17 protein-coding genes are annotated in these 19,471 nt (G+C 67.0%); 9 read left to right on the top strand and 8 right to left on the bottom strand.

Annotated features, from left to right (window positions below; translation table 11 throughout):
• Positions 1 to 202: 202 nt before the first annotated feature.
• The 3 genes from OS124_RS0108330 to OS124_RS0108320 all read left to right on the top strand — a co-directional run bounded on the left by OS124_RS0108330 (position 203) and on the right by OS124_RS0108320 (position 2,135).
• On the top strand, positions 203 to 631 hold the full coding sequence (locus OS124_RS0108330; protein ID WP_010139042.1) for a DUF6314 family protein: 429 nt from the start codon (positions 203 to 205) through the stop codon (positions 629 to 631).
• Positions 632 to 786: 155 nt separating this feature from the next.
• Positions 787 to 1,392 carry a biotin transporter BioY gene (locus tag OS124_RS0108325; protein WP_010139041.1) on the top strand — a complete coding sequence of 202 codons (606 nt, stop codon included), beginning with the start codon at positions 787 to 789 and terminating at the stop codon, positions 1,390 to 1,392.
• 125 nt (positions 1,393 to 1,517) lie between these two features.
• The gene (locus tag OS124_RS0108320; protein ID WP_138919467.1) at positions 1,518 to 2,135 is read left to right on the top strand and encodes a hypothetical protein; all 618 of its coding nucleotides are present in this window, start codon (positions 1,518 to 1,520) and stop codon (positions 2,133 to 2,135) included.
• 36 nt (positions 2,136 to 2,171) lie between these two features.
• Here the strand turns inward: OS124_RS0108320 and OS124_RS0108315 are convergent, their stop codons facing one another.
• Both OS124_RS0108315 and OS124_RS0108310 read right to left on the bottom strand, forming a co-directional pair.
• On the bottom strand, positions 2,172 to 2,675 hold the full coding sequence (locus OS124_RS0108315; RefSeq protein WP_010139039.1) for an SRPBCC family protein: 504 nt from the start codon (positions 2,673 to 2,675) through the stop codon (positions 2,172 to 2,174).
• Complete coding sequence (locus tag OS124_RS0108310) at positions 2,668 to 3,027, bottom strand: ArsR/SmtB family transcription factor (protein WP_010139038.1); 360 nt, start codon at positions 3,025 to 3,027, stop codon at positions 2,668 to 2,670. Before OS124_RS0108310 ends, OS124_RS0108315 begins: the two co-directional genes overlap by 8 nt.
• 152 nt (positions 3,028 to 3,179) lie before the next feature.
• On the opposite strand from OS124_RS0108310, the gene OS124_RS0108305 reads away from it, so the two are divergent.
• Complete coding sequence (locus OS124_RS0108305) at positions 3,180 to 3,932, top strand: heme-dependent oxidative N-demethylase family protein (protein WP_010139037.1); 753 nt, start codon at positions 3,180 to 3,182, stop codon at positions 3,930 to 3,932.
• A 139-nt stretch (positions 3,933 to 4,071) separates the two neighbouring features.
• Here the strand turns inward: OS124_RS0108305 and OS124_RS0108300 are convergent, their stop codons facing one another.
• From OS124_RS0108300 to OS124_RS0108290, 3 genes are all read right to left on the bottom strand, one after another.
• Entirely contained in the window at positions 4,072 to 5,079 is a 1,008-nt protein-coding gene (locus OS124_RS0108300; protein WP_010139036.1) for a hypothetical protein, read from the bottom strand.
• Between the two features lie 877 nt (positions 5,080 to 5,956).
• A complete protein-coding gene (glnA, locus tag OS124_RS0108295; RefSeq protein WP_010139035.1) occupies positions 5,957 to 7,363 on the bottom strand; it encodes a type I glutamate--ammonia ligase in 1,407 nt (468 codons plus the stop codon).
• 27 nt (positions 7,364 to 7,390) lie between these two features.
• Entirely contained in the window at positions 7,391 to 7,729 is a 339-nt protein-coding gene (locus OS124_RS0108290; RefSeq protein ID WP_010139034.1) for a P-II family nitrogen regulator, read from the bottom strand.
• Positions 7,730 to 7,886: 157 nt separating this feature from the next.
• Here OS124_RS0108290 and OS124_RS0108285 point away from each other — a divergent pair, with 157 nt between their 5' ends.
• Entirely contained in the window at positions 7,887 to 9,449 is a 1,563-nt protein-coding gene (locus tag OS124_RS0108285; RefSeq protein WP_010139032.1) for a bifunctional ADP-dependent NAD(P)H-hydrate dehydratase/NAD(P)H-hydrate epimerase, read from the top strand.
• A gap of 236 nt (positions 9,450 to 9,685) precedes the next feature.
• On the opposite strand, the gene OS124_RS0108280 is transcribed toward OS124_RS0108285, so the two are convergent.
• Positions 9,686 to 11,473 carry an ABC transporter ATP-binding protein gene (locus OS124_RS0108280; RefSeq protein ID WP_010139031.1) on the bottom strand — a complete coding sequence of 596 codons (1,788 nt, stop codon included), beginning with the start codon at positions 11,471 to 11,473 and terminating at the stop codon, positions 9,686 to 9,688.
• A gap of 11 nt (positions 11,474 to 11,484) precedes the next feature.
• On the bottom strand, positions 11,485 to 12,798 hold the full coding sequence (locus OS124_RS0108275) for a glycosyltransferase family 4 protein (RefSeq protein WP_010139030.1): 1,314 nt from the start codon (positions 12,796 to 12,798) through the stop codon (positions 11,485 to 11,487).
• A 119-nt stretch (positions 12,799 to 12,917) separates the two neighbouring features.
• Here OS124_RS0108275 and OS124_RS0108270 point away from each other — a divergent pair, with 119 nt between their 5' ends.
• Entirely contained in the window at positions 12,918 to 14,399 is a 1,482-nt protein-coding gene (locus OS124_RS0108270) for a glycosyltransferase (protein WP_010139029.1), read from the top strand.
• A gap of 42 nt (positions 14,400 to 14,441) precedes the next feature.
• Here OS124_RS0108270 and OS124_RS0108265 read toward each other — a convergent pair whose 3' ends face one another.
• Positions 14,442 to 15,338 (bottom strand): LysR family transcriptional regulator, encoded by an 897-nt coding sequence (locus tag OS124_RS0108265; RefSeq protein WP_010139028.1) that lies wholly within the window; start codon positions 15,336 to 15,338, stop codon positions 14,442 to 14,444.
• Positions 15,339 to 15,446: 108 nt separating this feature from the next.
• Here OS124_RS0108265 and OS124_RS0108260 point away from each other — a divergent pair, with 108 nt between their 5' ends.
• The 3 genes from OS124_RS0108260 to OS124_RS0108250 are packed head-to-tail and all read left to right on the top strand — an operon-like array spanning position 15,447 to position 19,420.
• Positions 15,447 to 16,442, top strand: a complete 996-nt coding sequence (locus OS124_RS0108260; RefSeq protein ID WP_010139027.1) for a TAXI family TRAP transporter solute-binding subunit — start codon at positions 15,447 to 15,449, stop codon at positions 16,440 to 16,442.
• 21 nt (positions 16,443 to 16,463) lie between these two features.
• Positions 16,464 to 18,356: a TRAP transporter permease gene (locus OS124_RS0108255; protein WP_010139026.1), complete on the top strand. Its 1,893-nt coding sequence runs from the start codon at positions 16,464 to 16,466 to the stop codon at positions 18,354 to 18,356.
• Entirely contained in the window at positions 18,353 to 19,420 is a 1,068-nt protein-coding gene (locus OS124_RS0108250) for an amidohydrolase family protein (protein ID WP_010139024.1), read from the top strand. The genes OS124_RS0108255 and OS124_RS0108250 overlap by 4 nt, the downstream gene beginning before the upstream one ends.
• Positions 19,421 to 19,471: the final 51 nt, after the last annotated feature.

The raw sequence follows: 19,471 nt of genomic DNA, 5'->3' as shown, positions 1-19,471 counted from the left end.
GCATCGCAGGCATGGGCCTCGATCTCGTACCAGATGCGGAACTTGGGTCGCGGGCTCCCAGATGGCGGTCATCTCGGGGCGGGCGTAACGAGGGATCATCGGCGATATCCTTTCGGGCCAGGCAGCGTTTGTGGGCCTCATAAGCGAGGGGCGGCGCGGGGACAAGGTGGCGCAGGGGCAGGCGAGGCGCTAGACCTGCGCCATGGACAGGAATGCGCGACGCGATATCACGGATTTCGCCGGGGTCTGGCAGATCCGGCGGCAGATCGAGGACCGGCTGGGCGGGGTGACGGGGGTGTTCACCGGCCAGGCCGAGCTGCGCCCGGACGGCGGCGCCTGGACCTGGTCCGAAGCCGGAGAGATCCGCTATGGCAGTGCGCCGCCGCTGCGCGCCGAGCGGCGCTACCTCTGGCAGCCCCGGGGGGTCGAGATCGCCGTGCATTTCGACGACGGGCGCTTCTTTCATGCCTTCGATCCGATGGCCGCGGCACCGCGGGCCGAGCATCTCTGCACCCCGGACCTCTACCGCGCCGCCTACGATTTTGCCGACTGGCCGCGCTGGCAGGTCACCTGGGAGGTCGCGGGCCCGCGCAAGGATTACCGCATGGAAAGCCTCTGCCAGCGTCCCTGAGGGCGCCGACTTTGCAGAGTTTGCACCGCTTGACCCATTGCAAACCGTGACTTTGCAATTTGCAGCCGTCGCAAATCTGCAAGAAACTTGCGCCGCCGCCCGGCATCGGGCATCACAGTGGCAATGAACACCGAGGATATGGAGAGGAAGAACACATGTCCCACGCGCTGAACAAACAGGTTCTGAGCGAGACCTTCGGCCCCACCGAGGGTGCCGCTCTGCGCCTGAAACAGGCCGTGCTGGTCGCCATGGGCATCGCCCTGCTGGCGATCATGGCCAAGATCCAGGTGCCGGTCCCGGGCTCTCCGGTTGCCATCGGCATGGGCACCTTCGCGGTTCTGGGCATCGGTGCCGCCTATGGCGCGCGCCTCGGCCTGGTGACGATCATGGGCTACATGCTGATCGGCATGCTGGGCTTTGACGTCTTCCAGTCCTCGACCGCCGACCTGAACGGCGTCGAGTACATGATGGGCGGCACCGGCGGCTACCTGCTGGGCTATGTCATGGCCACCGTCGTGCTGGGCATGCTGGCGCGTCGCGGCTGGGACCGTTCGGTCCTTTGGATGGCGCTGGCGATGCTGATCGGCAACGTTGTGCTTTACATCCCCGGCCTGGCCTGGCTGGGCAGCCTCTACGGCTGGGACAAGCCGATCCTGGCCTGGGGCCTGACCCCCTTCATCCTGGGCGATGCGCTGAAGCTGGCGCTGGCCGCCCTGGTGCTGCCGATGGCCTGGAAACTGGTCGGCCGCGCCCGCGGCTGAGCCGGTCAGAGGTTCGACGAAATGCAGGGGGCGTCCTTCGGGGCGCCCCTTCTGCATTGGCGGCGCGGCTTTACAGCCCTGCACCGCGGATGCTTCACTTGGGCTTTCAGCCTACGGATTAGCCCATGATACCTTTGCCCCGCCTCGCTCTTCTCGTGGCCCTCTGGCTTGGCCTTCCGGCCCCGATGGTGCCGGCGCAGGATCTGCCGCCCTCGCGATGGCAGCTCCCGCTCTGGAGCCGGACCGCCCATTACGCGCCGCCGCCCTGGGTGCGGTCACGCGGTTTCGAGCAAGAGGTCGAGATCTTCCGGCAGCAGGGGGTCAACAACGGCGTCGAGACCTTCATCTACGAATACATCCCCGAGGGCGAGCGCTTCGAGGACTGGTCCGAGCTCTATGCGATCTACGCCGAGCGCCGTGGCAGGGTGGCGATGGAAGAGGCGATCTCAGGGATCTACGGGATATTCGCCACGGCCTGCGAAGAGGCCATCTATCAGGAATTGCAGCCCGTCGGGCAGGGTCGGGCCCTGTTCGCCATCTATTGCACGCGCGATCTCACGCGGCGTGAATATGGCGAGGTTGCGGTGTTCTCGGTGATCAGCGCAGAGGGGGAGCTGGTGCGGAACTACTACGAGAAGCGCCTGCCGGCCTTCAGCCGCGTCTCGCTGAACCACGGCCCGCCACTGCCCATGGCAGAGCTGGAAAAGGCCATCGCCGCGGTGAGCCGGTTCGAGCTGCGCTGAGGGGCGTCAGCGACGCCCCCCTTGCGCAAACGCCTGTCAGGCGATTGCAGGGCGGCGTTCCTCGGCATGGGCTGCCAGCTTGCCCAACGTCTGGGCGCCGTATTCCACCGCGCCGAAACCGATGACCACCGCGCGCCGCTCGGGGCTGGGGTGCATCTGGCGCAGGGTGATCACGGTCTTGCCGTTGGCCTGGGCGTCGAAGGTCACCAGCATGCGGAAGCGGTCGGGGTCGTCGTCGCGGTCGCTGCCGTGCTCAATCTCGATCAGATGCGGCGCCTCGACGCGCAGGAAGCGCATGCGGTTGGGGAAGACGGTGCCGTCGGGTGCCACCATGTCGAAGCGCCAGAGCCCGCCGGGGCGGATGTCGATCTGGTGGGTGGTCAGCTCGACCCCGGCTGGGCCGAACCACAGCACGATCTGGGCGGGATCTGTCCAGGCATCGAAGACAAGCTGGGGCGCGGCATCGACGACGCGGGCGATGACCACCTCGCGCGACAGCGTTGCATCGGCCCAGGGGGACGGGGCGGGGGTGTCAGTCATCAGAGGGCTCCTTTTCGGGGGCAGCGGGTTTCAGGGTCTCGAGGTGGGCTTCCAGCCGGTCGAGGCGGGCTTCCCACTGGCGCCGGTGCGCGGCCAGCCAGTCTTCGGCGTCGCGCAGCGCGGGGCCGTTCAGGACGCAGAGGCGGGCGCGGCCCTGCCGCCGCGAGGTGATCAGCCCGGCTTCTTCCAGCACCCCGAGGTGCTGCGTGAACGAGGGCAGGGCCATGGCGAAGGGCGCCGCCAGCTGGCTGACCGTCGCGGGCCCCTGGCTGAGCGCCTGCACCACCGCCCGCCGGGTCGGATCGGCAAGGGCAGAGAACATCTGGTCGATCGAGGGGTTTTGGTTAGGCATGGGCCTAAGTGATCGCGCTTTGTGATTTAGGTCAATACCTAAGTGATTGCCATTCGGGCGGGGCTGCGAAAGACGGTCCGGCGGGGGGAGGAGCCGCTCGCCAGCGGCGGCGAAGGGCGCTAGTCTCGTGCGACCCAGCTCAGCGAGGCCCCATGCGCGACGAATTCGAACCAGCCGAGCCGCCGATCTTGCAATCCGGGTTGCCCTATGCGCCGCCCGAGCGGCTGCCGGGCATGGCGCCGCTGGATCCGGCGGACTGGATCCTGGTCGATGACGCCTTCGCGGCGCAGATGGCCCTGCGCGAACAGCTGATTGCCGGGCGCCGCGACCGGGTCATCGCCCTGCAGGACGAGGCACGCCCGGCGGCGGAGGAGTTGCTGGACGAGGTGCTGGCGGCACTGCGACAGCGGCCGGATTACGCGGTTGCGGCGGGGCAGGTGACGCGGCCCGACGGCGCCTGCGTGCCGCTGGACAGGGGCGATCCTCTGGCCACGCTGGGGCGGCTGGTGCAGCAGGACTTCTGCCTGCTGGAGAAGCGTGGCGAGGAACATGTGCTGACCGGCGCCGTGCTCTGCTTTCCTGCCAACTGGACGCTGGCCGAGAAATTCGGCCATCCGCTGATCCGCATCCACGTGCCGGTGCCCGAGTACGACGAGGGGTTGGCGCGACGGGTGCAGAGACTGTTCGACGGGGTGCAGGCGGGACGTCCCCTGTGGCGGGCGAATTGCCTTGTCTATGCCGATCCCGGCCTGCATGTGCCGATGTCCGAAACCCTGACCCGTGCCGAGCGTCACCCGCGCGAGGGTGCCTTTCTGCGCTCGGAACGCCAGAGCCTCTGGCGCCTGCCGCGCAGCGGGGCCGTGGCCTTCGGCATCCATACGTTCATGATCCGCCGGCCCGCCTGACCCGGGCCTGCACGCGCCTGCGGGGGCCTGACCGGCGTCGGAAAGAAAAAACCGCCTGTCGCGAGGACAGGCGGCCAGACTTCGTCCATCTCAGGTCCGAAGGAGGAGGTATCGAGAGCGCCCGCCCGGGGCCGCCGCTTCAGAGGGGCAGCAGCGCCAGGGTGTCGGCCATGACCTGGCTGGCGCCGGTGCCGACGATGGCAAAGACAGTCGACAGGGTCAGCGCGTGGGTCGAGATGCGGAAGTCCTCGCCACGGATCATGTTGTAGGCTAGCAGGACGCCAGCCACCGGCGGATTGATCAGCGCGACGGTGGCATTGACCGTGTAAGTCGCGACGCGATGTTCCAGCCGCTTGGGGTCGACCTCTTCGTCCAGCTCCATCTCGGCGCGGAAGATGTCGCGCAGCTCTTCGTCAGAGCCCATGGAGCGGCCGGTGACCCCTGCCGGATCGGTGCCGACCCAGGTATTCTGGCGGCGTGCCTTCAGCTCGGCACGCAGGGCGTCGAAGCGGGCATCCAGATGCGAGGTCTCGGACTGGATCTCGGGGAAGATCTCGGCCGCGACGGAGCTGCGCACGGGTTGAGAGGCCATGGTGGCGGTTTCGGGGGTGGCAACGCGGGCCGGGTGCATCGGGTGATGCAGCGCGGTGATGTCGGTGTCGCGCAGCGAGATCGGCGTGAAGGCCGACTGGAAGCGCGCCGAGGTCAGCACGGTCTCGCGGTCGAGCCACTGAACGAAGGGGGCGCAGGTCTCGGCGATCAGCCGGTGAACGATCTCGGCCAGCATGGCCTTGGCAGCCTCGGGGTGGCGGCGGTCGTCATAGGCGGTTTCGCAGACCGAGACATGAACCCAGAAGGTGGGGTTCTCGAGCGCCTCGCGGGAAGCGTCGGAAAGATGGGTGCGCGGGCCGGAAGAGAGAACCCGCAGGGTATCGGGGTCAGCCTCGGGGGCGTCGAAGATCTGCAGCTCGACCAGCATCGACTGCGAGGCCACGGAGGCCTGGTCAAAGTCGACCTCGACGGCTTCCCCCTGCTGCCCGAAGGCGCGGAGGACGGATTTGACCGGCTCCAGCAGTTGCTCGACCGTCACGTCGCTGTCGTCCGTGAAGATCAGGCCTGCCTGGTGGCATTGGGCGGAATGAGACATGGGTCTGTCTTTCGGTGGTTTGCTCTCGATACGGACAGTCTGCGGTTCGAATCAGGAGAAATTGGGTCCGAAACCCGGGGAATTAAGGTTTGGTTAGGGAATTTAGGCCGGACTCGGCAAGATTTGGACATAGTGCGGCGATACTGTGTTTGGATTGCCGTTATTTTGCCACAAATCGGTCGAATGTATTTAAGTAACAATGGTTTGCGGATTTCGTGCATCTTGCATGTACGCGAAGTGAGTTAATCCCACACAACCTCCGCCAGAAAATTGAGGGTCAAGAACAGGCAAAACCGGGTTTGCAAATCCGCAACGCGCCGCATTATGTCACGATTGTGTCAGGGAAATTAACCTTTTCGGCGCAATTCGTGCCGCTTCCGGTCACAATCGACGTTCCTGACGCTCTTCCGCATCGCAAGTGGACAAAGGTCTGTCCGACCTATCCGGACGGGTAGGGCGTATTCCGATTCGCCCTCGGGCGAACCGTTTGAGTGCGCAGCCCGGGAGGCCCGTCAGGGGCGGGACTTTCAGCGGGATCGGCAGGCCGGAGAGGCTGCAGGGGCGTGGGAGTGGTGACCCGACGGCGGGACGGACGGATGCGCCCTGGAGGTGAGCAGCAAGCCGGAGCTGCGAGCCACGGTGCGTCATGCCGCCGACCAGCGTGCAGCGCCCGGCAATTTAGCGGACTGACTGACTCCTGCGACGCTCCCGTCATGTGCCTGCGCACGCGCAGGGTTTGCCAGGGGCAGCGGATGGGGCCAACGGACGGGGCCAGCGGACGGGGGCAGCAGATGAGGCCGGCACATCGGGGCCCAGTTGGCACGAAAAAGGGGGGCGCCCGAAGGCGCCCCCCTGGATCTCACTGTCCCGAGAGAGATCAGCAGGAGTAGTACATCGCGTACTCCACCGGGTGCGGAGTATGCTCGTACATTTCCAGCTCTTCCATCTTGAGGCCGATGTAGCCTTCGATCTGGTCCTTGGTGAAGACGTCGCCAGCCAGCAGGAAGTCCATGTCGGCTTCCAGCTCGGTGAGGGCTTCACGCAGCGAACCGCAGACGGTCGGGATGTCGGCCAGTTCTTCGGGGGGCAGGTCGTACAGGTTCTTGTCCATGGCTTCGCCGGGATGGATCTTGTTCTTGATACCGTCCAGGCCGGCCATCAGCAGGGCTGCGAAGCACAGGTAGGGGTTGGCGGACGGATCGGGGAAACGGGCCTCGACGCGCTTTGCCTTCGGGGATTCGGTCCACGGAATACGCACGCAGCCCGAGCGGTTGCGTGCGGAGTAGGCGCGCAGGACCGGGGCTTCGAAGCCGGGGATCAGGCGCTTGTACGAGTTGGTGGACGGGTTGGTGAAGGCGTTCAGGGCCTTGGCGTGCTTCAGGATGCCACCGATGAAGAACAGGGCTTCGTCGGAGAGGTCGGCATACTTGTCACCGGCGAAGAGCGGCTTGCCGTCCTTCCAGATCGACATGTTCACGTGCATGCCGGTGCCGTTGTCGCCCTTGATCGGCTTCGGCATGAAGGTTGCCGACTTGCCGTAGGCCTGGGCCACGTTGTGGATGACGTACTTGTACTTCTGCAGCTCGTCGGCCTGCTTGGTCAGGCTGTCGAAGATCAGGCCCAGCTCGTGCTGGCAGGAGGCCACTTCGTGGTGGTGCTTGTCGACCTTCATGCCCAGGCGCTTCATGGTCGAGAGCATCTCGCCACGGATGTCCTGGCCGTCATCGACAGGGTTGACCGGGAAATAGCCGCCCTTGATGCCGGGACGGTGGCCGGTGTTGCCCATCTCGTAGTCGGTGTCGGTGTTCCAGGCGGCGTCCAGCGCGTCGACCTCGAACGAGACCTTGTTCATGGCGACCTGGTACTTGACGTTGTCGAAGAGGAAGAATTCCGCTTCCGGGCCCATGTAGGCCGTGTCGCCGATGCCCGAGGACTTCAGGTAGGCTTCGGCCTTCAGCGCGGTGCCGCGCGGGTCACGCTCGTAGGGTTCGTTGGTGTCAGGCTCGACGATCGAGCAGTGCAGGCACAGCGTCTTCTCGGCGTAGAACGGATCCAGATAGGCCGACTCGGTGTCGGGCATCAGTTTCATGTCCGAGGCTTCGATCGACTTCCAGCCGGCAATCGAGGAACCGTCGAACATGAAGCCTTCTTCCAGGAAGTCTTCGTCGACCAGGTCGGCCACGATGGTGACGTGCTGCAGCTTGCCGCGCGGATCGGTGAAGCGGATATCGACGTATTCGACGTCCTCATCCTTGATCTGCTTGAGAACCTTGTCCTTGCTCATTCCCTTTTCCCTTCGGTTTTGAGTCTCTTAAAGTGCGTCCGCGCCGGTCTCACCGGTACGGATGCGAATGGCTTGTTCGACCGGCGAAACGAAGATCTTGCCGTCACCGATCTTCTCGGTCTTGGCGGCATCGATGATCGCCTGGATCGCGCCATCCACCTGGTCATCGTCGAGAACTGCCTCGATCTTCACCTTCGGCAGGAAGTCGACGACATATTCGGCCCCGCGATAGAGCTCCGTGTGACCTTTCTGACGGCCAAAACCCTTGACCTCGATCACGGAGAGGCCCTGCACGCCCACGTCCTGAAGCGCCTCCTTCACTTCATCAAGCTTGAACGGCTTGATGATCGCTTCGATCTTCTTCATGGGAAACTCCTCACAGTAACGTCGCATCGGTCAGACCACTTTCGCAGCGGGCTCACAATCGACTAAAGTGAAACCTGGGGGAGAGGCCAGAGACCGCGTGAAAATGCCGCGTGAAAAAGTGGCGTTTTGCCTCAAATTTGTGCATTTTGGAAAGAACATGTCAAATTTGCTGACCGGATCGCAGATGCGTGCGGTGGAAGAGGCGGCCATCGCGGCCGGAGAGACGCGCGGCGCTGCGCTGATGGAACGCGCGGGAGAGGCCGTCGTCAACGAGATTTATGACGCCTGGCCAGAGCTTTACGGGGTGAATGCCCCTCGGGTGGCGATTCTCGCCGGACCGGGCAACAACGGGGGCGACGGCTTCGTCGTGGCGCGACGTCTGGCCGAACGGGGGTGGCAGGTCAGCCTGGCCCTGGCCGGGGAACGCGCGCGGTTGGGGGCTGATGCCGCGCGGGCGCTGGCGCTTTGGGAAGCGATCGGGCCTGTCATGACGCCCGAGAGGCTGTCGGTGGCCCTGCAGGCGCGGCAGGCGCCGGACCTCTCGGTGGATGCGCTCTTCGGCACCGGGCTGTCGCGCCCTGTGGGCCAGCAATGGGCCGCCCTGGCGGCGCTGATGGCGCGAAGCGCCAGGCGCAGCCTTGCGGTGGACATCGTCTCGGGGCTCTGTGCCGACAGTGGCCGGGTCCTGGGGCCGGCGCCGCATCCTGTCGATCTGACGGTGAGCTTCCATACCGCCAAGCCCGGCCACGTGCTGGACGAGGGCGGAGAGATCACCGGACGCCTCGTGGTGGCCGACATCGGCCTGGACCGGGGGCGGGATGCCGAGCGGGCCGGCGGGCGCCTGGTCTCGCTGGTCGGAGCGGCGGACTGTCGTGCGGTGGCCGTGAAGCCGGTCCTGGGGCACAAGTTCCTGCACGGACATGCGTTGGTGCTGACCGGTGGGCCAGGGTGCACCGGCGCGGCGCGGCTGGCGGCGCGGGCGGCACTGCGGATTGGCGCCGGACTGGTCACCCTGGGGGTTCCGCCCTCGGCCCAGCAGGAGGTCGCCTGCCAGGTCACCGCGCTGATGCTGCAGCGGGTCGGCGATGCGGATGCGCTGCGCGAGGTGCTGTCGGACCCCCGGATCAACGCGCTGTGCCTGGGGCCGGGGCTGGGGCTTGAGGATCGCGCCCGGGCGCTGGTTGCCCTGGCACTGAAGGCGCAGCGGCCGCTGGTGCTGGATGCCGATGCGCTGAGCCTCTTTGCGGCAGCGCCGGAAGAACTGCTGGCGGCGACGCGGGGTCGCCCCGTCGTGCTGACGCCCCATGGCGGTGAATTCGCGCGGCTGTTTCCCGATCTTGCCCGCGCCCTGCGCAGCCCGGCTGAGGCGGGGCCGGCCTTTTCGGCGCTGGATGCGGCGCGGGCGGCGGCCGAGCGGGCCGGCTGCGTGGTGCTGCTGAAAGGCGCGGCGACGGTGATCGCGGCGCCGGACGGTACGGCGCGGGTCCATGCGGCCCTGGGGCCGAGGGCCGCGCCTTGGCTGGCGACGGCAGGGGCCGGGGACGTTCTGGCGGGGCTGATCACCGGGCTGCTGGCCCGTGGCGCCTCGCCGTTCGAGGCCGCCTCGCAGGCGGCCTGGCTGCATGCCGAGGCAGGGCGGCGCTGCGGCCCCGGTCTGATTGCAGAAGATCTGCCGGAGGTGCTGCCGCAGGTGCTGTCGGCGCTCGGCTCGGCAGTCTGAGCAGGGGGGCCGGGGACAGCCTGCGGCCGGGCCGTCGTCTCTGAGCGAACTTACGTCCCGGCCGCATTGGGCTAGGCAGGTCAGCTCCTGCGTGCCGGGCAGAGGGGCAGGGCGGATGAAGCGCCACGGACCGGGGCTGCGGCGGGGCGCATCAGCAGGCCCGGCCATGGACCAGAGGTCGGGACCGCGCGTCGTGGGCCCCTGGTTCGCTCGCCACGCAGGGGGGGCAAGGCCCCTCAGTGGTAGCCCTGCCGTTGCGCACCGTACATTCCCGCATAGAGACCGCCCTCTGCCAGCAGCTCGGCATGAGAGCCGCTTTCGACGATGCGCCCTTCGTCGAGCACGTAGATCTTGTCCGCATGGGTCACCGCCGAGAGCCGGTGTGCGACGATCACCGTGGTCTTGCCCTGCGACAGCACGTCCAGCGCCCGGCGCACCTTTTCCTCTGTCCGCTGGTCAAGCGCGCTGGTCGCCTCGTCCAGCAGCAGGATCGGTGCGCTGCGCAGGAAGGCGCGGGCGATGGCGACGCGCTGCTTCTGCCCGCCCGACAGCTGCGCCCCCTTGGGGCCCAGAGGCGCGTCGCCGCGTTCGCGGATCAGGCTGTCGATGCCGACCTTGGTGGCGGCATCCCAGATCTCGGCCTCGCTGGCCTCGGGGCGGACGTAGCGGATGTTTTCCCAGATCGAGGCGTTGAAGATCACGATGTCCTGGGCCACCACCGAGAAGCTCTGGCGCAGCACCGGCACCTCGATGCGGTCGACCGGCGTGCCGCCGATGCGCACTGCTCCGCCCTCGACCTCGTAAAGGCGGGCCATCAGGCTGAGGATCGTCGTCTTGCCAGAACCGGTGGCGCCGACGATGGCGGTGACCTTGCCGCTCTCGAAGGTCAGGTCGAGACCGTCGAAAAGCTGCGGCTTGCCGTCGTAGTGGAAGTCCACCGCGTCAAAGACGATGTCGCCATGGGCATCGAAGCTGGTCACCGCGCCGGGCTTGCTGGTGATCGACGGGTGCTCGCGCAGCAGGCTGTGCACCCCGTCCAGCAGCACCAGGCTGGCCTGAAGCTCGACGAAGAAGCTGGCGACGCGGCGGGCAGGGTCGAAGATCAGGGCCACGCCGATCATGAACCCGACGATCGAGGCTCCGTCGAGGGCGATGTTCTCGTTCAGCGCCAGGTAGCCGCCGCCGCCGATGATCAGCACGAAGACCAGCGCCGAGAGGATATCGACCACCGGCAGGATCAGCGACTGCGCCAGCCTGAGTCGGATCGACAGGTCCTTGATCTCGGATATGGCGCGGAACATCCGGGCGCGCTCGACTGGCTCCTGGTTGGAGATTTTCACCGTGCGCATGCCGTTGGACATTTCTTCCAGCCCGGTCATGTAGGCGCCCATGGCGTTCTCGGCGGTCTGCTGCACCTGCTTGATGCGGTTCGAGACGATGCGCACCACCAGCGGGATGAAAGGCAGCACCACCACGGCGGCCAGGAAGAGCAGCGGCGACTTCCACAGCAGGTAGCCCGAGATGATCGCCACCGTCGCGGCATCGCGCACCGCGCCGACGGTGGTCTGGCCGACGAAGTTGCTGAGCCCGTCGGCCTGATTGACCAGGCGCAGGATGATGTCCCCCGAGGAGGTGCGCTCGAAAAAGGCGAGGTCGAGCACCATCATGTGGTCGACCAGGTCGCGGCGCATCTGCATCACCGCATCGCTGGCCAGCCAGATCGACAGCCAGGGCACCAGCAGCGACATCAGCGCGCGCAGGCTGAAGATGCCCAGCACCATCAGGCAGACCCGCACAAGGCCGCCGTAGTCCACATTCTCGAAGATGATCCGCAAGCCGGTCTCGGTCAGGCTGATGAACTGCTGGTAGGCCAGGCCCTGCAGGGTGACCATGCCGAGCACCAGGAGCAGCCAGAGCGATTTGGACTTCAGGTAGCTGTTCCAGAACCACGACAGGTTGCTGCGGTCCTGGGGCGAGAACAGCGGCGCGCGTTCGCTGCGACGTTCGGGCAGGAGGTCCTTCAAGGCGGGCCGTCTCATTCGGCGGCGGCCCCGGACAGGGCGTCCCGTTGGCCGAGGCCGTCAGGCCCGGTCGTGGCGCGGATCAGGTCCCGGGCCACGTCGCGCCAGCTGCGCAGGCGCGGGCGGGCGGCGCGAATGCGCTGGCGCAGGGCCTCGCGCGCCTCGGCATCGCTCTGCAGCCTGTCGATATGCCCGGCCAGGTCGGCCGGATCCTCGGCGTCGAAGTAGATTGCCAGGTCAAGCCCGACCTCGTGCAGCGCGGCATTGCCCTCGGCGGCCAAGCCCGGCGTGCCAAGCCAGAGCGCCTCGCCCAGGGGCAGGCCCCACCCCTCCATCCGCGAGGGCATGGCCAGCGCCAGGGCGCCCTCGTAGAGGTGGCGCAATTCGGCCTCGTTGGGGTTCACCACGTGGTGGATCCGGTCACGGATCGCGGCGAAACGCGGCCCGGCCAGGTAGCTGTCGTTGCGCTTGCGCGGCGCCCCGGCCAGCACCAGCGGCGGCACCGGACGGCCTGCCTCATGCAGCGCCAGCATCGCCTCGACCACGCATTCCAGGTTCTTCCGTCCGCGCTGGATGCCGACGCAAAGCAGGTAGGGCTCGTCCGGGCCGGTCTTGACGACGGGCTCTGAGGTCGGGCGCAGCTCGTGGCAGAGCGGCACCGTCACGATCGGAGGCGGTGCGGGCAGGTAGCCGTCGGCCGCCATCTTCAGGATCTCGCGCCGGGTGAAGTCCGAGTTGGCCAGCAGCCGTTCCGAGCGCTCGACGACCACCGCATTGTCGTGGCTGAAGGTATTGGTAAACCCCGGCGAAGACGACAGGGCGAACTCGTAGAGCGGAATCATGTCGTGCAGCATCGGGACCAGGCGGGGTTTCTCGCCACGCCGCTCGAGGGCCGTCAGGTAGTCGGCCAGCAGCTTGGGCCGTCCCAGAGAGACGAGGATCTGCCCATGCAGGTCGACTTCGCGCACGCTCTGGGCAGGGATATGCCGCCAGCGCCGAAGATTTATGCGCCGCACCATGTGCCGGAAGGCCGGATGCAGGAAGTCGCGCAGCGGGTTTTCGCCGGGAAAGGTGTTGCGGATCCGGTAGGGCGTGGCCGCATCGGGCAACCCGGGGTCCAGGACCCCGGTGGGGCTTTCCGCGCCAAGCCGGGGCGTGATCTCGAAAAACCGTTCATGGGCGGGGGAATAGATGACGAACCGCACATCTGCGTCGATCCCGGCAAGCTCGTGGCCGACTTCCATCACGGTGCGCGCGATGCCATAGTATCTGAGCTTGATCCCCGAAGAGAGGAATTGCTCGGACAGGTCGTAATAGAGCGTCGTCATTGGGGCCTTTCCGGGAGCGTCGCCGATGATCTGGTGCCTTGTTCCCCCGAACCGGGTATAGAGACACTCAAAAGGCGTCAAGAATTCCGCCCGCAGTAGGAACAGGCTACGGTTTCCAGATGACAACCCGGTATTTCGACATCACCGACGTGCTTTTCTACGTCAAGAAGGAAAGCTCCATATCGGGGATCCAGCGCGTCTCCTTCGAAGTCATCCGACGCATGGTGCAGCGCTACGGCTCCGAAAAGGTCCGCGTCTGCTACTGGGACAAGGGGCGGCGGGACTACCTGGCGATGCCCTCGGATTTCGTTGCAGACATGGAGGAATTCGACCACGACGTGCTTTCCACCGTGTTCTTCGGCAGCAAGGTCCGGCTGCTGGAAAACACCGCTCCGTCGCTGGAACGCTATCGCAGCCATCGCGGAAAGTACTGGTTCCACTACGCGCAGAGGTTGCTGAACGCCTATCGCGGCAACGAGAGCCATTTCCTGCGGGCCGGGGCGACGCTGGAGGAATGGCGCTCGTTCCGGGCCGGCACCTCTCCGCGCGACAAGGATTATGATCTGGGCAGAATTCCGCGAAGCTCGGTCTTCGGGCAGGCCCGGCCCGGCGATCAGCTGGTGGTCCTGGGCGGCACCTGGGCCATCGACGGACTGGAGCAGGCCCTGCGGCGTCTCCATCGCGACAACGGTGTCGAGATCACCCAGATGGTCCACGACCTGATCCCGATAAAGACACCCGAGCACATCGCCGGAGACTTCGCGCCCGCCTTCTATCACTGGCTGCGCACCCTGCCGGACTATTGCAGCGCGTTCCTTGCCAATTCTCGCAACACGGCCCTCGACCTGAAAGAGTTCCTGGTCGAGGTCGGGTCGGATCATCCGGTGCATACGGTCCCGCTGGCACAGGAATTCGTCGCGGCCGCCGAGTCGCCCCCAGGGGCGATCCACGGCCCGGACGGCCCCTACAAGCGGCGGGTGGAACGCACCCTTCTGATGCGGCGCGAGATCCTCAACCTGACCAAGGTGCCCTATGTGCTGGTGGTCGGCACGGTGGAATCGCGCAAGAACAGCTGGCGGCTGGCCCAGGTCTGGCAGCGGCTGTGCCGGGACGAGGGGCTGGAGATGCCGCGCCTGGTCTTCGCCGGCAAGCGCGGCTGGCTGAACGACGACTTCGACGCCATGATGACGGCGACCGGCAATCTTGACGGCTGGGTCCAGTTCGCTTCTCGACCGACCGATGCCGAACTGCGCCACCTCTACGAGAACTGCCTGTTTACCGCGACCGTCAGTCTCTACGAGGGCTGGGGGCTGCCGATCGGCGAAAGCCTGCATTTCGGCAAGACGGCGGTGGTGGCCGACAATTCCGCGATGCCCGAGGTGGGCGGCGCGCTGGTGGAATACTGCGATGCCGGCAGTCTCGAGAGCATGACGGCGGCCTTCCGTCGCCTGATCGCCGATCCGGCGCATCGCCAGGCGCTCGAGGCGAAGATCGCCGCCACCCGTCTCAGGCGCTGGGACGACGTGGCGGGCGACCTTGTCGAACTGTTCTCGGATGAGGAGGACGCCGCGGCAGAACGCCCTCGTGCGGCCTCGGCCTGACGGGCGGCTGGGCCGAGTGCGGCTGGGCCAGGGGGTGGCCTGTCAGCGCAGGTCGTGGGCCAGCATGTCGACGAAACGCTGTGCCGGGGAGGACAGGCTGCGGCCCCGGCGGGTGATGACGGCCAGGGTGCGTGTCACCTGCGGTTCGACCAGCGGCAGGATCACCACCTCCGGGTTGCGGATCGCCCGGGCCAGGCGCGCCGGGAAGGCGGCCAGCCCCATGCCGCAGGCCACCATCCATTCCGCCGAATAGAGAAAGCCGATTTCGCTGACAAGGTTCGGGGTGCCGCCCGTCTCGCGGATCGTCGCCTCGACCTGGTCGCGCACACCGTAGTTGCGCCGCGCCAGGATCAGCGGCTCGCCGTCCAGCGCGTTCCAGGGCACCGATTGCCGCCGGGCGAGGGGATGGGCGCGGTTGCACACCAGGTGCACCGGGTCGTGATGCAGCACCCGCCAGTCGAAGTCGCTTCGGTCCGAGGGGGGGATTCCGACGCCGAAATCCACCTTCTCTTCGCGGATCAGGTTGAAGAACTGATCCGGGGCGCAGTCGTTCATGTCCAGCTGGATGCGGGGATGGGCGGCCAGGAAGCGCTGCACCGTCTGGGGCAGCAGGGCGATGCCGGTGGCGGGGGTGGCGGCGATCCGGACGACGCCACGCTCGAGCTCTTTCAGGTCGGTCATCACTGCGTCGATCGAGGCGACATCGGCGAGGATCCGGTTGATAATGCCGATGATCTGCTCGACCGCCTGGGTCGGGGCCACCCGCCGCGTCGTCCGGTCGAAGAGGCGCGTGCCAAGGGTCGCCTCGGCCTGGCCCAGCAGGACGCTGGCGGCGGACTGGGTCACCGAAAGCGCCTCTGCCGCCGCCGAGATCTGGCCCCGCTCGTAGATCGCCCGGATGGCCTGCAACTGGCGGAGGGTGAGATGTGACAGCGCCATTCATGCAATCCTTGAATGAATATCGCTCAAACATTCATCAAAACGTACAATTCATCAATGCTAATCTGACCTCCCGGCGGATGGGAGCCGCCGGCAAGGGAGGATATCATGATCACACGTTTTCTGGCTGCCGCCTGCGCGGTGGCCGCGACCATCGGCATGGCCGCTCCGGCGGGCGCGCAGGGGCGCATCACCCTGGGCACCAACCCGCAGGGCACGCTTTACTATACCATCGGCGGCGGTATCGCGGCCTCGTTGCAGGAAAGCCTGGGGCGGCAGGTGACCGTCCAGCCCTTCACCGGGTCTTCGGTCTACATTCCGCTGATCGATGCGGGCGAGGTGACGCTGGGGCTGAACTCGTCGATCGACGTGGGGGCCTGGTATCGCGGCGAATACGGCAATGACCCCTATGAGGGGATGCGCGTGCTGGCCCGGCTCTGGCCGCTGCGCCAGGCGCTGGTGGTGCGTGCCGACAGCGGCATGACCGAGGTGGCTGACCTGGCCGGCAAGAAGGTCATCACCGAACTCTCGGCCCAGGCGGCCACCGGACGGGTGAACACCGCGATCCTGCAAGCCGGTGGCCTGTCGCTGGAGGCGGTCGAGGGCGTCACCGTCGCCGGCCTGTCCCAGGGCATGGAGGCGCTGACCGAGGGCGCGGTGGATGCCACCGGCGTCGCCGTCGGCATTCCGCTCACCCAGCAGGCCCATGCGACGATCCCGGGCGGCATCCGCTACCTGTCGATCACCGGCGAAAGCGCCACGAGCGCCGCGATCAACGATCTCTTCAACGGGGTCTACCTGATGGAGGTCGCTCCCAATCCGCGCATGCCCGAGATCACCGAACCCGTGACCGTCTCGGCCTATGACGTCTACCTGACCACCTCTGCCGACCTGTCGGACGAGGACGCAACGGCGATCCTGACGGCGCTTTACGACGGGCTGCCGGGGCTGAAGGCGGACTACCCGCCGCTGGCCGCCGCCGCGCAGGAGCTGATGGCCGCACCGACCAACACGGTGCCCTACCACCCGGCCGCCGTCGCCTTCTTCACCGACAAGGGCCTGTGGTCCGAGGAGAACGCGGCCCGGGACGCTGCCCTGCAGTAGGTACGGCGAAGGAGAGCTGTCATGATCAGTCGGATCGTCACCGGGGCGCTTCCGGTGCTGGGGATCGCCTGGATCCTCGACCTGCCGGGGCGCCTGGGTGCCGTGGTCATCACCGAGCAGTACCTGGCCGTCGTCCTGGGCCTGGCGGTGCTGGCGGGCCTCATCGCCCGCCCGCTGCCCGGCGCCTGGCGCTGGCCCGACCTTGCCCTTGGTCTCGCGGCCATGGGGGGCTGGCTCTGGCTGGCCTGGAACTACGAGGACTGGCTGCTGACGGCGCATCTGCGGGGCCCCGAGAAGTGGCTGCCGGCGGTCTTCGCCATCGCCGGCATGCTCGAGGCCACGCGGCGGCACTGCGGCATGGTGCTGGCGGTGCTGGGAGCGGTCTTCATGGCCTATGGTTTCTGGGGCTGGCTGGCTCCGGGTCTGTTCGAGGGCGCCTACCTGAAGCCCGCCCGCTACCTGCTTTACGTCTACAGCGACTCCAACGGCGTGCCGGGGCTGGTGCTGAACGTGGCGGCCAACCAGATCATGGGGTTCATCCTGTTCGGCGTGGTGCTGACCGCCGTGGGCGGATCGGATGCGATGACCCGGCTGGCCTTGTCGCTGATGGGGCATCGCCGGGGCGGGCCGGCCAAGGTGGCGATCCTGGCCTCGTCGCTCTTCGGGACGCTGTCGGGCTCGACGGTGGCCAACGTGATGTCGACCGGCGTGGTTACCATCCCGATGATGAAGAAGGCGGGCTTCCCGGCCCGCCATGCCGCCGCGATCGAGGCCGTGGCCTCGAACGGCGGGCAGATCGCGCCGCCGGTGATGGGGGCCACGGCCTTCGTCATCGCCGAGTTCCTGCAGGTGGGCTACGGCGAGGTCGTCGTTGCCGCCTTCCTGCCGGCGCTGTTCTACTATTACCTGCTCTATCGCCAGGTGGATCGCTACGCCGTCGCCCATGGCATCGAGGGCGAACCGCGCGAGACCCTGCCACGCCTGCGGGCGACGCTGCCCGGAGCCTGGCCGCTGCTGGCCCCCCTGGGTGTGCTGATCTGGTTCCTCTTCGTGCTGGGCTACGGGCCGGGCAAGGCGGCGCTCTACTCGGCGCTGGCGGCCCTGGCGCTGAACCTGCTGCGCGCGCCGCGAGAGACGCTTTCGGCCAGCTTCTGGGCGGGCATCCTCTCGGACGCGGGCAAGACGCTGGTTCCGGTGATCCTGGTCAGCGCGGTGGCAGGGGTGATCATCGGCACGATCAATGTCACCGGACTGGGCTTCGCGCTGACCCTGGCGCTCGGCAAGATCGCGGCGGCGGGCGGGTTGCTGGCGCTGCTGATGGCGACCGCCGCGCTGGCGGTGATCCTCGGCGTCGGCATGCCCACGACCGGCGTCTACGTGGTGATCTCGGTCCTGCTGGCCCCGGCGCTGATCAAGGCCGGCGTGGCCGAGATGAGCGCGCATCTGTTCATCTTCTACTTCGGCCTGCTGTCGATGCTGACACCCCCTGTCGCCATCGCCAGCTACGCGGCGGCCTCCATCGCCGGGTCGGACATGTGGCAGACCGGGGTGACCGGGATGAAGCTGGCAGTCACCGCCTACCTGCTGCCCTTCGTCTTCGCGCTGAACCCGGCGCTGGTCTGGCAGGGCAGCTGGCACGAGATCGCCGTCTCGGCCCTTTCCGTCGCGGTCGCCGGCTTCCTGCTGGCCGAGGTGCTGGCCAACCGTCGCGCCTGGGGCGGCGGGCCGTGGCGGCTGGCGGTCGGTGTCCTGGCCTTGGCCATCGGCGGCCTGACCGCCGTGCTGCCCCCTGCAAGCCTGCCGGCGCTGATCTGCGCGCTGGCCTCTCTTCCGGTCGCCTGGCTGCTGACCCGCGTTGCGGGCAGCGGCGGGCGCCCCTCCAACCGTTCACTTGAAGAAGGACGTACCACATGAGCAACCGCTATCCCGAGATGCCGCCACGCAATCCCAATCCGCCCTACAAGCGGATCGCCACCGAAGAGGCCTGGCTGCCCGCCGAGATCAAGGATCTCTACATCAAGGGCCTCGATGACGGCTCGATCAGCGATCCTGGCTTCCAGAGCCTCTGGGGCTTCTTCGGCAAGTCCGAGACCGAGAAGGCCCGGGCGCACAACCGCCGCATCACCTCGCTGGGCGAGGAGCGTCTGGCCGACATGGACGCGGCCGGCATCGACATGGCGGTGCTGGCACTCTCCAGCCCCGGCGTGCAGGTCTTCGAGCCCAGCCAGGGCACCGCGCTGGCTCGGATGGCCAACGACATGCTGGCCGAGGGCGTGGCGGCCCATCCCGACCGTTTCGTCGGGCTGGCGGCCTTCTCGCCGCTCGACATCGGCGAGGCCGAGAAGGAGCTGGAACGCGGCGTGACCAAGCTGGGCCTGCGCGGCGGCATCCTGAATTCCCACACCCTTGGCGTCTACCTGGATGACGAGAAGTACTGGGGCCTCTTCGAGGCGGCCGAGGCGCTGGACGTGCCGATCTACCTGCACCCCAACACGCCGCCCGCCGACATGATCGACCCCTTCCTGCCGCGCTGCCTGGATGCCGCCGTCTACGGCTTCGCCTGCGAAACCGGGCTGCATGCGCTGCGGCTGGTGGTCTCGGGGCTGTTCGACCGCTTCCCGAAGCTGAACATCGTCCTGGGCCACTGCGGCGAGGCGCTGCCCTATTGGCTGTATCGCATCGACTACATGCACGGGCATATCTCGAAGACCGGGCGCCATCCCAACGTGCAGCCGCTGAAGCGCCGCGCCTGGGACTACCTGATCGACAACTTCTACTACACCTCTTCGGGTGTGGGCTGGGCCCCGCCGGTGAAGTTTGTCCAGGAGGTGATCGGGCAGGATCGCATGATGTACGCCATGGATTACCCCTGGCAGTACGTGCCCGAAGAGGTCGGCGTCTTCGATCACATGGACGTCAGCGACGCGGCGAAGAAGGCCTTCTACGAGGACGTGGCCCGCAAGGTTTTCAAGATCTGAACCCCGGTTTCCGAACCGCTCTGTCTGAAAACCAGTCCCGGCGCGGGGATC

Source organism: Oceanicola sp. S124, from assembly GCF_000220565.1.
Lineage (GTDB): Bacteria > Pseudomonadota > Alphaproteobacteria > Rhodobacterales > Rhodobacteraceae > Pseudooceanicola.
The sequence above is the reverse complement of the archived record's forward strand: the minus strand, read 5'-3'. Positions and strand labels throughout refer to the sequence as shown.

Excerpts from the sequence above, each read along its gene's own strand:
- OS124_RS0108300 (WP_010139036.1), bottom strand. The coding sequence starts at position 5,079 with ATGTCTCATTCCGCCCAATGCCACCAGGCAGGCCTGATCTTCACGGAC.
- OS124_RS0108255 (WP_010139026.1), top strand. The coding sequence starts at position 16,464 with ATGATCAGTCGGATCGTCACCGGGGCGCTTCCGGTGCTGGGGATCGCC.
- OS124_RS0108275 (WP_010139030.1), bottom strand. The coding sequence starts at position 12,798 with ATGACGACGCTCTATTACGACCTGTCCGAGCAATTCCTCTCTTCGGGG.
- OS124_RS0108320 (WP_138919467.1), top strand. The coding sequence starts at position 1,518 with ATGATACCTTTGCCCCGCCTCGCTCTTCTCGTGGCCCTCTGGCTTGGC.
- OS124_RS0108325 (WP_010139041.1), top strand. The coding sequence starts at position 787 with ATGTCCCACGCGCTGAACAAACAGGTTCTGAGCGAGACCTTCGGCCCC.
- OS124_RS0108250 (WP_010139024.1), top strand. The coding sequence starts at position 18,353 with ATGAGCAACCGCTATCCCGAGATGCCGCCACGCAATCCCAATCCGCCC.
- OS124_RS0108290 (WP_010139034.1), bottom strand. The coding sequence starts at position 7,729 with ATGAAGAAGATCGAAGCGATCATCAAGCCGTTCAAGCTTGATGAAGTG.
- OS124_RS0108270 (WP_010139029.1), top strand. The coding sequence starts at position 12,918 with ATGACAACCCGGTATTTCGACATCACCGACGTGCTTTTCTACGTCAAG.
- glnA (WP_010139035.1), bottom strand. The coding sequence starts at position 7,363 with ATGAGCAAGGACAAGGTTCTCAAGCAGATCAAGGATGAGGACGTCGAA.
- OS124_RS0108310 (WP_010139038.1), bottom strand. The coding sequence starts at position 3,027 with ATGCCTAACCAAAACCCCTCGATCGACCAGATGTTCTCTGCCCTTGCC.
- OS124_RS0108305 (WP_010139037.1), top strand. The coding sequence starts at position 3,180 with ATGCGCGACGAATTCGAACCAGCCGAGCCGCCGATCTTGCAATCCGGG.
- OS124_RS0108265 (WP_010139028.1), bottom strand. The coding sequence starts at position 15,338 with ATGGCGCTGTCACATCTCACCCTCCGCCAGTTGCAGGCCATCCGGGCG.
- OS124_RS0108315 (WP_010139039.1), bottom strand. The coding sequence starts at position 2,675 with ATGACTGACACCCCCGCCCCGTCCCCCTGGGCCGATGCAACGCTGTCG.
- OS124_RS0108330 (WP_010139042.1), top strand. The coding sequence starts at position 203 with ATGGACAGGAATGCGCGACGCGATATCACGGATTTCGCCGGGGTCTGG.
- OS124_RS0108260 (WP_010139027.1), top strand. The coding sequence starts at position 15,447 with ATGATCACACGTTTTCTGGCTGCCGCCTGCGCGGTGGCCGCGACCATC.
- OS124_RS0108285 (WP_010139032.1), top strand. The coding sequence starts at position 7,887 with ATGTCAAATTTGCTGACCGGATCGCAGATGCGTGCGGTGGAAGAGGCG.